12 protein-coding genes are annotated in these 11,459 nt (G+C 71.3%); 6 read left to right on the top strand and 6 right to left on the bottom strand.

Features of this window, described 5'->3' with window-relative positions; all coding sequences use genetic code 11:
• Positions 1-368, top strand: a 368-nt coding sequence (locus CCR97_RS24335; RefSeq protein WP_201159961.1) for an invasion associated locus B family protein, incomplete at its 5' end; no start/stop codon positions are given.
• A gap of 229 nt (positions 369-597) precedes the next feature.
• Here CCR97_RS24335 and hspQ read toward each other — a convergent pair.
• A complete protein-coding gene (gene hspQ / locus CCR97_RS24330) occupies positions 598-930 on the bottom strand; it encodes a heat shock protein HspQ (RefSeq protein WP_111359992.1) in 333 nt (110 codons plus the stop codon).
• 152 nt (positions 931-1,082) lie between these two features.
• Positions 1,083-2,126, bottom strand: a complete 1,044-nt coding sequence (locus CCR97_RS24325; RefSeq protein WP_111359991.1) for an HpcH/HpaI aldolase/citrate lyase family protein — start codon at positions 2,124-2,126, stop codon at positions 1,083-1,085.
• Positions 2,127-2,412: 286 nt separating this feature from the next.
• Here CCR97_RS24325 and CCR97_RS24320 point away from each other — a divergent pair, with 286 nt between their 5' ends.
• Positions 2,413-3,375, top strand: a complete 963-nt coding sequence (locus CCR97_RS24320; protein WP_111359990.1) for an AEC family transporter — start codon at positions 2,413-2,415, stop codon at positions 3,373-3,375.
• 126 nt (positions 3,376-3,501) lie between these two features.
• On the opposite strand, the gene CCR97_RS24315 is transcribed toward CCR97_RS24320, so the two are convergent.
• Positions 3,502-4,707 (bottom strand): UbiH/UbiF family hydroxylase, encoded by a 1,206-nt coding sequence (locus tag CCR97_RS24315; RefSeq protein ID WP_201159960.1) that lies wholly within the window; start codon positions 4,705-4,707, stop codon positions 3,502-3,504.
• A gap of 218 nt (positions 4,708-4,925) precedes the next feature.
• Here CCR97_RS24315 and CCR97_RS24310 point away from each other — a divergent pair, with 218 nt between their 5' ends.
• From CCR97_RS24310 to CCR97_RS24295, 4 genes are all read left to right on the top strand, one after another.
• Positions 4,926-6,002, top strand: coding sequence for a YeiH family protein (locus CCR97_RS24310; RefSeq protein WP_111357057.1), 1,077 nt, complete (start codon positions 4,926-4,928; stop codon positions 6,000-6,002).
• A gap of 43 nt (positions 6,003-6,045) precedes the next feature.
• Positions 6,046-6,921, top strand: coding sequence for a LysR family transcriptional regulator (locus tag CCR97_RS24305; RefSeq protein ID WP_111357047.1), 876 nt, complete (start codon positions 6,046-6,048; stop codon positions 6,919-6,921).
• Positions 6,922-7,067: 146 nt separating this feature from the next.
• Positions 7,068-8,033, top strand: a complete 966-nt coding sequence (locus tag CCR97_RS24300; RefSeq protein ID WP_111357048.1) for a DUF2182 domain-containing protein — start codon at positions 7,068-7,070, stop codon at positions 8,031-8,033.
• 171 nt (positions 8,034-8,204) lie between these two features.
• On the top strand, positions 8,205-8,957 hold the full coding sequence (locus tag CCR97_RS24295) for a TerC family protein (RefSeq protein ID WP_111357049.1): 753 nt from the start codon (positions 8,205-8,207) through the stop codon (positions 8,955-8,957).
• Between the two features lie 153 nt (positions 8,958-9,110).
• On the opposite strand, the gene CCR97_RS24290 is transcribed toward CCR97_RS24295, so the two are convergent.
• The 3 genes from CCR97_RS24290 to CCR97_RS24280 form a co-directional block, all read right to left on the bottom strand.
• Positions 9,111-9,923, bottom strand: coding sequence for a DeoR/GlpR family DNA-binding transcription regulator (locus tag CCR97_RS24290; protein ID WP_111357050.1), 813 nt, complete (start codon positions 9,921-9,923; stop codon positions 9,111-9,113).
• Between the two features lie 199 nt (positions 9,924-10,122).
• Positions 10,123-11,115, bottom strand: coding sequence for a 4-hydroxythreonine-4-phosphate dehydrogenase PdxA (pdxA, locus tag CCR97_RS24285; RefSeq protein WP_111357051.1), 993 nt, complete (start codon positions 11,113-11,115; stop codon positions 10,123-10,125).
• A gap of 3 nt (positions 11,116-11,118) precedes the next feature.
• On the bottom strand, positions 11,119-11,459 hold a 341-nt coding region (locus CCR97_RS24280; protein ID WP_274611550.1), incomplete at its 5' end, for a nucleotide-binding domain containing protein.

Here is an 11,459-nt window from a genome sequence, read left to right as displayed (position 1 = left end):
CCCTGCAGCTGCAGTACGGCACCCGCGTGATCGTCGACCAGCAGCAGCCGATGACGGGGCCGTTCTTCACCTGCTTCGCCAACGGCTGCATGGCCGACTACGAGGCGACGCCGGACATGATCACCAAGCTGAAGGGTGGTCAGATGCTGACCATCCAGGCCATCAACCTGGCCGGCGCGGCGATCTCGTTCCCGCTGCCGCTGACCGACTTCAAGAAGGCCAACGAGGGCCCGCCCACCGACCCGAAGGTGTTCGAGGAGCAGCAGAAGAAGCTCCAGGAGGAGCTCCAGAAGCGGGCCGAGGAGGCGCGCAAGAAGCTCGAAGGGCAGGGCGGCGCCCCGGCCGCCGGAGCCCAGCCCGGCCGCTGAGATTACGCTTCAACAAACACGAAAAAGCGCGCCGAACGGCGCGCTTTTTTGTCGAGTCGGCAATCCGAGCTCGACTTCCGCCCTCATGGTGAGGAGGCCGCGAAGCGGCCGTCTCGAACCATGTGGCCACCCGGATCGCAGCGCCTCGGCCACATCCTTCGAGGCTCGGGCTACGCCCGAGCGCCTCAGGATGAGGAGCGATGATCGCGGCGCGGGATCGGTTCGCTGATCAGTTCAGCACTTCGAAGCGACGGCGGTAGGAGCCGTCCTCGCCGCGCTCGAACACTTCTGAGACCTGCGGGTGGCGGATCGGCTCGCCCGAGTCGTCGGGCAGCAGGTTCTGCTCCGACACATAGGCGATGTACTCGGTCTCGGCGTTCTCGGCGAACAGGTGGTAGAACGGCTGGTCCTTGCTGGGCCGGACCTCCTCGGGAATCGCCTCGTACCACTCCTCGGTGTTGGCGAAGACCGGGTCGACGTCGAAGATCACGCCCCGGAACGGATAAATCCGGTGCCGTACGACCTGGCCGATCGTGTACTTGCCGACGCGCGTCTTCCTCATGGTCCGGAAAATAGCGCATTGACGAGCCGCGGAACAGGGTCTCGGCTCTGCCGGGGTTGCAGCCCTGGACTTCGTCCTGGCGGTCCGGATCGGACGACCGGACGCCGGCCGACGGGGTCGCCGGCCAGCGCGCGCAGTCCCGAAACGCGCCCTCAGAGCCCGTAGCGGGCGGCCATCTCGGGGTCCTTCGCCGCGACCAGGCGGGCGAGGTCGTGCACCACCTTGGCCTGCTTCCAGGTCGCGTCGTCCTGCATCTTGCCGTCGATCATCACGGCCCCGGTGCCGTCCGGCATGGCTTCCAGGATCTTGTTGGCGAGTTTCACCTCGGCCGGATCGGGCGAAAACACCCGCTTGGCAATGTCGATCTGGCTCGGATGCAGCGACCAGGCGCCGGCGCAGCCGAGCAGGAAGGCGTTGCGGAACTGGGCTTCGCAGGCCTCCGGGTCGGAGAAGTCGCCGAACGGGCCGTAGAACGCCTTGATGCCGGCCGCCGCGCAGGCGTCGACCATGCGGGCGAGCGTGTAGTGCCACAGATCCTGCTGGAAGGCGGTGCGCGGGCCGCCCTCCGCCGTCGCGTCGGCCAGCACCTTGTACTCGGGATGGCCGCCGCCGACCCGGGTCGTCTTCATGGCGCGCGAGGCGGCGAGATCGGCCGGGCCGAGGCTCATGCCGTGCATGCGGGGCGAGGCGGTCGCGATCCCTTCGACATTGTTCACGCCTTCCGGGGTCTCCAGAATGGCATGAATGAAGATCGGCTTGCGCAGGCCGTAGCGCGCCTCGAGCTGCGCCAGCAGCTGGTCGAGATAGTGGATGTCCCACGGTCCCTCGACCTTCGGGATCATCACCACGTCGAGCTTGTAGCCGACCGCCTCGACGATCTCCAAGAGGTCGTCGAGCACCCAGGGCGAGTTCAGCGCATTGATGCGCACCCACAGGCCGGTCGCGCCGAAGTCGGTCTGCCGCGCCATCTCGATGAAGCCGCGGCGGGCCTCCTCCTTGCAGTCGGCCGGAATCGCGTCCTCGAGATTGCCGAGCACGACGTCGACCTGCCCGGTCAGCTCGCGCACCTTGGCGCGGAGCTTCTCGATGTGGGGCGGCACGAAGTGGATCATCCGCTCGAGCCGGACCGGGAGCTCGCGGCAGGGCGCGGGCGCGCCGATGGCGAGCGGCTTGTAGAAGTTGCGTGGAAGCTTCATCGACCCTGTTCCGCCGTTGTCGGGACCGTTCGGGACGGCGCGCGCGCACACCGGAACCGGGAAACGCCGCGACGTTCTGCATGGGCTGCCTGCGCGGCGTGGCGCTGCGCTGGCCGTCGGGAAATGCTCTAAGTAGGATCGCGTTCTCGCCCGACGAGCCTAGTGGAACGAGCGGCCGCCGCCAAGCCGGGCGGCGCGACCGGCATTCTGCGACCTTCGTCGGGACGACGGCCGCGCGCCGATCCGAGAGCCGACCCGTTCACCGCCGCCCGACCGTGACCGCCGCATGATCGACGTCCTCAATCTCGCGCTGCCGTTCTTCGGCCTGATCTTCCTCGGCATGGCCTGCGGCCGGTTTGCCCGTATCCCGGATTCCGGCCTCGCCTGGATGGACTTCTTCGTCATCTGGGTGGCGCTGCCGTCGCTGTTCTATCGCGTCCTCTCGCAGACCCCGGCCGGCGAGCTCGGCCAGGTCTGGTTCATCGTGGCGACGACGCTCGCCACCTTCGTGGCCTTCCTGATCACGTTCGGCATCGCCTTGGTGCTGCGGCGCGGGCGGCTAGCCGAGGCGACCCTCATCGGGCTCGCTGGCTCGTTCGGGAACGTCGGCTACATGGGGCCGGGGCTCGCCGTGTCGGCGCTCGGCACCGAGGCGGCGGCGCCGGTCGCGCTGGTGTTCTGCTTCGACACGCTGCTCGTCTTCTCGCTCGCCCCGTTCCTGATGGCGCTCGCCCGCGGCGGCGGGGCGGGGGCGTTCGCGACGCTGCTTCTGGTGCTGCGGCGGATCGCCCTGCATCCGTTCATCGTGGCGAGCGTGCTCGGGGTCGCCTCGGCGGCGTTGGAATTTCGACCGCCCGTGGCGCTCGACCGGCTCCTCCAGTTCCTGCAGAACGCCGCGGCGCCCTGCGCCCTGTTCGCGCTCGGCGTCACGGTGGCGATGCGCCCGGTCGACCGGCTCTCGGCCGAGATGCCGATCGCCATCGCGGTGAAGCTGCTGGTCCACCCGATCGTCGCGCTGGCGCTGCTGTCGCTGCTCGGACCGTTCGGCGAGACCTGGGTGGCGACCGCGGTGCTGCTCGCCGCGCTGCCCACCGCGCTGTCGATCTTCGTGCTGGCCCGCCAGTACGACACCTGGGTGGCCGAGGCGTCGAGCCTGATCATGGTCGGCATCGTCGTCTCGGTGGTCACCGTCACGGCGGTGCTGTGGCTGATCAAGACCCAGCGGCTGCCGATGAATCTTTGGGGGTAGCGCGGAGGCGGCATCCTCTGCCGTCATGCCCGCGCTCGTCGCGGGCATCCACGTCTTCACGGCGATGCAGGTGAAAGATCGTGGATGGCCGGGACGAGCCCGGCCATGACGGCTTGACGGGATTGCTTAGACCAGCGTCTCGCCCCGCAGGAGCTTCGGCTCGGCCAGCGCCGGGGCGACGCCCTCGCGCATGACGAGCCGGCGCAGCGGGCCGAGCCGGGAGAGCATCCACAGGCCGGCGCCGCGGGCGCTCTGCACAGGCAGCAGGTCGCTCAGCAGGCTGCGGTTGAGGAGGTCGACGGCGAGCGTCCGGCTCGTCACGTCGCCGCGCCGGTGCCGGTCGTACGCGGCCGTGACCTCGGTGCCGCCGGGATCGCGGCCGTCGCGGCGGGCGTCGGCGACCAGCTCGGCGACCGTGGCCGCATCGCGAAACCCGAGATTGAGCCCCTGGGCGCCGATCGGCGGCACCACGTGCCCGGCCTCGCCGACCAGCACGACCCGGTGCGCGCCGAGCGCGTTCGCCGTCTCGGCGGCGAGCGGGAAGGCGCCGCGGCCGGGCTCGACCGTCACGGTACCGAGGATCGAGTGCGAGCGCCGCTCCATCTCGGCGTCGAGCGCAGCAGCATCGAGTGCCTGAAGGCGCTCGGCCTCGGCGGGAGCGACGACGCACACCACGCTGACCCGCCGGCCAGGCAGCGGCACGAGCGTGAACGGCCCCGCGGGCGAATGGAATTCGGTCGAGATGTCCTTGTGATCGCGGGACACGCTGAGATTGAAGGTGAGCGCCGTCTGGGGATAGCGCCAGCCCCGGGTCGCGATCCCGGCGGCGTCGCGGACCGGAGACTTCCGCCCGTCCGCCCCGACCGCGAGGCGGGCCGTGACGGTGCGGCCGTCGGCGACCGTCACGGTCACGGCGTCGTCGCCGATCGCCACGGCGCTGGCGTCGTCGCGGATCACGGTCAGGTTCGGAAAGGCGGCGGCGCGCGCCTCCAGGGCGGCGACGAGGTCGCGGTTGGCGATGTTCCAGCCGAAGGCGTCGAGCCCGATCTCGTGGGCGTCGAACCGCACCTCGGGGGCGCGCCACAGGCGGCCGGTGTCGTCGACGATCCGCATCGCCCGCAGCGGCGCGGCGTGCTCGCGGCAGCCCTCCCAGACGCCGAGCGCGACCAGGGCATCGACCGAGCCGGCGAGCAGCGCGGTCGTGCGGTTGTCGCGGACGACCGGCTTGCCGGCGACCAGCACGGTGGCGGCCCCGGTCGAGGCGATCGCCACGGCCGCCATCAGCCCGGCCGGTCCGCCGCCGACCACCACGACGTCCGAGGTCTTCGTCATCGCGCCGCTGCCGTCCGTCATTCCCAAAGCCCTTTCGCACCCGGCCGCGATCGCGCCGCGAACCGAGCCCGTCTTAGTCGATCCGGCGGGCCGGTGCGAAGCCGCGGCAGCGTCGCGGCACCGGTAATCGATTTTACAGATTGATACGAGCATAATAAGTCGTTGGATCGATAAACGCGATCGGGCTTCTCTGGGTGGCGAACCACCAGGAGAGCTCGATGCCGTCCGTGACCCAGTTCGCTCCCGCCGCCCAGGACACCGCATGCCCGGCGCCGCCTCGAAAGTCCTCGATCCGAACGATCCCGCTCCGCGCGCTGTGGCCGGGCCTCGCGCTGGCCGGTGGAGTCGCGGGGGCCGCGCTGGCGCTGCGGCAGGTGCCAGGTGTCGCGGTGCTCTCACCGATGATCCTGGCGATCGTCGTCGGCATCGCGGTCCGCAACGTGCTCGGTACGCCGGCCGCGGCGCAGCCGGGGCTCGGCTTCGCCATGCGCCCGGTGCTGCGCGCCGCGATCGTGCTGCTCGGGCTGCAGCTCACCGCCGCCGACATCGTCGAGCTCGGCTGGTCGAGCGTCGCCATCCTGGCCGCGACGCTCGGCGCGACCTTCCTGTTCACGCTGTGGCTCGGGCGGAGGCTCGGGGTCGAGCCGGGGCTCGCCCGGCTGGTCGCCGCCGGCACCTCGATCTGCGGCGCCTCGGCCGTGGTGGTCGCCAACACGGCGGCGCGTGCCCCGGACGAGGACGTCGCCTATGCGGTCGCCTGTGTGACGCTGTTCGGCTCGCTCGCCATGGTGCTGTACCCGCTGCTGCCCGACGTGCTGCATCTCGGGCCGCGCGCCTACGGCCTGTGGGCCGGCGCCTCGATCCACGAGATCGCCCAGGTGCTGGCGGCGGCGTTCCAGGCGGGCGGCGAGGCCGGCCATGTCGGCACCATCGCCAAGCTGTCGCGGGTGATGATGCTGGCGCCCGTGGTGCTGCTGCTCGGCCTGTGGATAGCGCGCAGCGGCGGTGCCGCGGAGGAGGGAGGCACGACGCGGGTGCGGCCGCCGGTGCCGTGGTTCGTGTTCGGCTTCTTAGGCCTGTGCGGCCTCAACAGCGTGATCGCGATCGACCCCGTGGTGCGGAGCTGGATCGTGCTCGCCACCACGGTGCTGCTGACCGTCGCGCTCGCCGCCATGGGGCTCGAGACCGACGTGCGGAAGCTCGCCGCCAAGGGTCTTCGCCCGCTGGCGCTCGGCGCTGCCGCGACGCTGTTCATCGCGGTGTTCAGCCTCGGCTTGGTCGAGTTGTTCGGCTGAACGCGCCACCCGATCGCGCGGCGGCTTTCCTGCGGAGGCGGCCGTGACGCTGGAGCAGCTCCGCATCTTCGTCGCCGTCGCCGAGCGCCAGCACATGACGCGGGCCGCCGAGGCGCTCGGCCTCGTCCAGTCGGCCGTCAGCGCCGCCATCGCGGCGCTCGAGGCGCGCCACGCGACCGTCCTGTTCCACCGGGTCGGCCGCCGCATCGCGCTCACCGACGCCGGGCGCGCCTTCCTGCCGGAGGCCAAGGCCGTGCTGGCGCGCGCCGCCGCCGCCGAGCTGGCGCTCGCCGAGACGTCGGGGCTCGCGCGCGGCAGCCTCACGGTCGCGGCGAGCCAGACGATCGCCGGCTACTGGCTGCCGGAGCGGCTGGTGGCGTTCCGCCGTGCGCATCCGCAAATCGCCGTGCGGCTGATCGTCGGCAACACGGCGCAGGTCGCGAAGGCCGTGGCCGACGGCGAGGCCGATCTCGGCCTGGTCGAGGGCGCCGTCGACCTGCCGGCGCTCGCCGAGCGGGCCTTTCCGGGCGACCGGCTGATCCTCGTCGTGCCACCCGGCCATCCGCTCGCCGAGCGCGCGACAATCGCACCGGCGGCGCTGCGCGACGCCGACTTCGTGCTGCGCGAGCCCGGCTCCGGCACCCGCTCGGAGTTCGAGGACGCGCTGCGGGCGGCCGGCGAGGACCCGGGGCGGCTGCGGGTCGTGCTGGAGCTGCCCTCCAATGAAGCCGTGCGGGCGGCCGTCGAGGCCGGCGGCGGCGTCACGGTGATCTCGGCGCTGGTCGCGGCGCCGGGATTGCGGTCCGGCCAGCTCGTGCAGGCGCCGTTCGCCCTGCCGGTGCGGAACTTCCACCTGCTGCGCCACCGCGAGCGGTATCAGAGCCTCGCCGCCCGCGCATTTTCGGCCCTCGTTCCCTGACGCCACGCCCGCACGCGGCGGGGTGCAGGAGTCCGCAGCCGTCCGCATGCGCCCGCCGCACGGATGCGCTATGGACGATATGTGGCGACCCCCCGCAGTCGCCGGCGGGTCGGCGCGCGCCGATCGCCGGCCGAACGAGCCCGAGCATGACCGACACGGCCGATCCCTCCCGTCTCGCCGACCCGCCGAGCGGCCGGCCGTCCGGCGTGCCGCTCTTGGCCCGGCCGATCGTCGTCGCGCTCGCCTGCCTGGTCGTGCTGGCCGGGCTCGGCTGGGTCTATCTCGGGCTGATGGTCGCCGGCATGGCGAGCGCCGGCACGCCCGGCGGCGGCATGGCCGGCTCGGCCGCCGCGATGGGCCCCGGCATGGGCCTGTTCGATCTGGTGACGGGCGGCGTGCCGCTCGACGGCTTCGCCAAAGCGCTGGCGGACGCGATCTGCAGCCCGAGGTTCGGCCATCAGGCTGGCTTCGGGGTGGCCGGGATCGCGACGCTCGCCGGCATGTGGGCCGCCATGGCGCTCGCCATGATGCTGCCGACCGCCGGCCCGATGATCCTCGCCTATGCCGAGATCGCCGCGACCGCCGAGCGGCGCGGCGAGGCGGTCGCCTCGCCCGTGGCGCTGATCGCCGGCTATGCCGGGGTGTGGCTCGCCTTCGCGCTGGTCGCCGCCGCCCTCCAGGCGGCGCTCACGCGCGCCGCGCTGCTCGATCCCGCCATGGCCTCGGCGAGCCCGCTGTTCTCCGGCGCGGTCTTCATCGGCGCCGGCGTCTACCAGTTCTCGCCGCTGAAATTCGCCTGCGTGACGCGCTGCCAGCGGCCGTTTCCGTTCTTCCTGCTGCGCTGGTCGAGCGCCACGGCGGCCGTGTTCCGGCTCGGCGTCCGGCAGGGGCTGTTCTGCCTCGGCTGCTGCTGGGCCATGATGCTGGTGATGTTCGCGGTCGGGGTGATGAACGTGGTGTGGATGGCGCTGCTCGGCCTCGTGATGGGAGCCGAGAAGATCGCCGTCACGACCCGCTTCTCCAAGGCGATCGGCGTCGTGTTCCTCGCCGTCGGCGCGTGGATGATCGGCGACGCCGTGGTCGTCCACTGGCCTCTCGCCCGAGCGGGCTAGCCAGACCGAACGAGACGACTGCGGCAGGGTGACGCGGCTTGACGCCGCGGGCTGGAACCCTTGCGTCCGGCCGGACCTCCCCGGATAAACCCGAGTACCTGCACATCTGCCGCACACCCCCGCCGCCGGTCGGCACGCGCCGCCGGCCGATTCGAGAGAGCCGCGCCGACCATGCTCGACCTCCTGACCGACCCGCACGCCTGGGCCGCCCTCGTCACCCTGAGCGCGCTCGAGATCGTCCTCGGCATCGACAACGTCGTCTTCATCTCGATCCTGGTCTCGCGTCTCGACCCCAAGATCGCCGACAAGGCGCGCAAGCTCGGCCTGGCGCTGGCGCTCGTCTTCCGGATTCTCCTGCTGTTCACGCTGACGTGGCTGATGAGCCTTTCGGCGCCGCTGTTCTCGGCGATGGGCCGGTCGTTCTCCTGGCACGACATCATCCTGATCGCCGGCGGCCTGTTCCTGATCGCCAAGGCGACGCACGAGATGCACGCCGAGATCGAGGCGGCCGAGGAGGAGGAGGCCGGCGCCGGCCCGGTGATCAAGGCGGCGTTCGGGATGGTCATCCTGCAGATCATCGTCATCGATCTCGTCTTCTCGATCGACTCGATCGTCACGGCCATCGGCATGGCGCAGGACATCCGCATCATGGTCGCGGCCGTGCTGATCGCGGTCGGCGTGATGTTCGTCGCGTCCGGCCCGGTGGCGCGCTTCGTCGCCGCGCATCCGACCACCAAGATGCTGGCGCTCGCCTTCCTGGTGCTGATCGGCGTCGCGCTCGTCGCCGATGGCTTCGAGGTGCACATCCCGCGCGGCTACATCTACTTCGCCATGGCCTTCGCGGGCGCCGTCGAGGCGTTCAACATCGTCGCGATGCGCAAGCGGCGCCGCCGTCGGCTGATCGAGCCGCAGCGGCCGCATTGAGCGGGGCGGCGGAAGAACCTTCGCCCGTCACCCTGAGGTGCTCGGGCGAAGCCCGAGCCTCGAAGGGCGACGGCCCGAGCGCCGTGGCCGCATCCTTCGAGGCTCGCTACGCGAGCACCTCAGGATGACGGGTCAATGGTGGGCCCTCTGCTCTCAGTCGAGCGCGTCTTCGAGGTCTTCGGCGGCGGGACGGGGGCTCGGCTCGGCCGGCGCGATCACCACCGTGACGCCGGGCAGGGCGCGGAACGGCGCCAGCTGCGCCTCGGTCGCCCCCGCGTCGGTGACCAGCGTCCACGGCCGCATCAGCGGCAGCCAGGCGGGCTGGTGAGCGTTGCCGAGCTTGGAGGAGTCGGCGAGCAGGAACACGGCGCCCGCCTGATTGACCATCGCCTCCTTGAGGGCGACCTGCTCCTGCGTCGCCTCGCACAGGCCGCGGCCCGCCACCACGCCGTCGGCGCCGAGAAACAGCTTGTCGGCGGTGAGCCGGCGCACCGCGAGCTCGGCGAGCGGCCCGAACGTCCCCATGCTGATCGACCGCACGGTGCCGCCAAGCACGGTCAGCGTGATGGTCTCCGACTGGGAGAACACCGGCACCAGCGCGAGATTGTTGGTGACGATCGAGAGGGTACGCTCCTTCAGCCGCAGCCCGAGCGCCTCGACCGTGGAGCCGACGTCGAGCAGCACGCGCTCGCCGTCCTGGACGAGCGCGGCGGCCGCGTCGGCGATCGCCTGCTTGGCCTGAAGGTTGATGTGCTCGCGGCTCGACAGCGTCGCTTCGGGCGCCGCACGCGAGAGAATGGCGCCGCCGTAGGTGCGGGTGACGGCGCCGGTGTCGGACAGGCGCTGCAGGTCGCGCCGGATGGTCGACAGCGACACGTCGAGGCGGCGCGCCAGCTCCTCGACATTCTCCTCGCCGGACCGGATCAGGTCGAGGATCTGCTGCTCGCGTTCGCGTCGTCGCCGCATGACACCTTTGAACTGTCTCTCCGACGTGTCCGAAAACTCGGGGGCGCTGAGTCCGTCCCTGCATTCCGGCCACGGAGGGCACGTCGTCCGTGTTCGGACCAACAGCCCACCCGCGGCATTAAAATCCCGACGGGCCGCGAAAGCGACATCCACAAATGCACATCGGGCCGGGCGTGACATGCATGGCCGAACCCGAATATCAGCGACGGACCGCCAGCTCGGCCGCCTGCCGCAGCGCCTCGATCATGCTGCCCTCGTCCGCGATGCCGCGGCCGGCGATGTCGAACGCGGTACCATGATCCACCGAAGTGCGGATCACAGGCAAGCCGACCGTGATGTTCACGCCCGCTTCGAGCCCCATCACCTTGATCGGGATGTGGCCCTGGTCGTGATACATGGCGACGACGAGGTCGAAATCGCCCCGATAGGCGCGGAAGAACAGCGTGTCGCCGGGCAGCGGGCCCTCGACCGCCCAGCCGCGCGCCCGGCAGGCCTCGATCGCCGGGATGACCTTCGCCTCCTCCTCGCCGTGACCGAACAGGCCGTTCTCGCCGGCATGCGGGTTGATGGCGCAGACGCCGATTCGCGGATTCGCCATGCCGGCGGCGACCAGCGTGGCGCGGCCGCGGGCGATCACCCGCTCGACCAGGCCGGGCTCGATCTTCGCCACCGCGTCGACGAGGCCGAGATGCGTGGTGACGTGGATCACCCGCAGCTTCGGGCCGACCAGCATCATCGACACCTCCGGCGTGCCGGTGAGATGGGCGAGCAGCTCGGTATGGCCCGGGAACTTGTGGCCGGCGGCGTGCAGGGCCTCCTTATTGAGCGGCGCCGTGCAGATCGCGTCGGTCTCGCCGGTCCGGCACAGCTCGGCCGCCTTGGCGATGTAGCGATAGGCGGCCTCGCCCGAGGCGGCGAGCATCTGGCCGAACGGATGGCCGGGCGGCACCGCCTTCAGGTCGATGCAGTCGATCGTGCCGACCTTGCCGACCGCGTCGGCCGGCTTGTCGATCACGTGGATGGTCGGCGACTGGCCGACGATCTCGGCCGCCTCGGCGAGCCGGACGGCGTCGCCGATCACCACGGGCCGGCACATCGCGTAGACGTCGGCGTGGGCCAGCGCCTTGACGACGATCTCCGGACCGATCCCGGAGGGGTCGCCCATGGTGACGGCAATGACGGGTCCGGGCATCGGTCAGGCTTTCTCGGAAACGAAGGAGGTGAGGCGGTCGAGGCAGTGGAGCAGGGTGGCGTCGGTGCCGAAGCCGCCGGCCTTGGTGGCGATCGGCAGCGCCAGCGCACCGACCGTGACGCCGAGCGGCACCCCGGGCTCGACCTCGTCGACGAGGCGGATGCCGGTCACGCCGATGCGGCCGAGCAGGGCGCAGACCGTGTCGCCGCCGGTGCAGACCAAGCCGCCGAGATGGGCGGTCGCCGGGCCGACCAGGTCGGCGAGTTTCGCCGCGACGGCGCCGCCGGCGGCGAGGTCGCTGTCGGGTCCGAACTCGGTGACGACCAGGACATGGCCGTCGCCGA

Source organism: Rhodoplanes elegans, assembly GCF_016653355.1.
Taxonomy (GTDB): Bacteria; Pseudomonadota; Alphaproteobacteria; order Rhizobiales; family Xanthobacteraceae; genus Rhodoplanes; species Rhodoplanes elegans.
The sequence above is the reverse complement of the archived record's forward strand: the minus strand, read 5'-3'. Positions and strand labels throughout refer to the sequence as shown.

Coding starts and splice junctions, on each gene's coding strand:
- CCR97_RS24295 (WP_111357049.1), top strand. CDS start 8,205: ATGCTCGACCTCCTGACCGACCCGCACGCCTGGGCCGCCCTCGTCACC.
- CCR97_RS24320 (WP_111359990.1), top strand. CDS start 2,413: ATGATCGACGTCCTCAATCTCGCGCTGCCGTTCTTCGGCCTGATCTTC.
- hspQ (WP_111359992.1), bottom strand. CDS start 930: ATGAGGAAGACGCGCGTCGGCAAGTACACGATCGGCCAGGTCGTACGG.
- CCR97_RS24310 (WP_111357057.1), top strand. CDS start 4,926: ATGCCGTCCGTGACCCAGTTCGCTCCCGCCGCCCAGGACACCGCATGC.
- CCR97_RS24315 (WP_201159960.1), bottom strand. CDS start 4,707: ATGACGAAGACCTCGGACGTCGTGGTGGTCGGCGGCGGACCGGCCGGG.
- CCR97_RS24325 (WP_111359991.1), bottom strand. CDS start 2,126: ATGAAGCTTCCACGCAACTTCTACAAGCCGCTCGCCATCGGCGCGCCC.
- CCR97_RS24290 (WP_111357050.1), bottom strand. CDS start 9,923: ATGCGGCGACGACGCGAACGCGAGCAGCAGATCCTCGACCTGATCCGG.
- pdxA (WP_111357051.1), bottom strand. CDS start 11,115: ATGCCCGGACCCGTCATTGCCGTCACCATGGGCGACCCCTCCGGGATC.
- CCR97_RS24300 (WP_111357048.1), top strand. CDS start 7,068: ATGACCGACACGGCCGATCCCTCCCGTCTCGCCGACCCGCCGAGCGGC.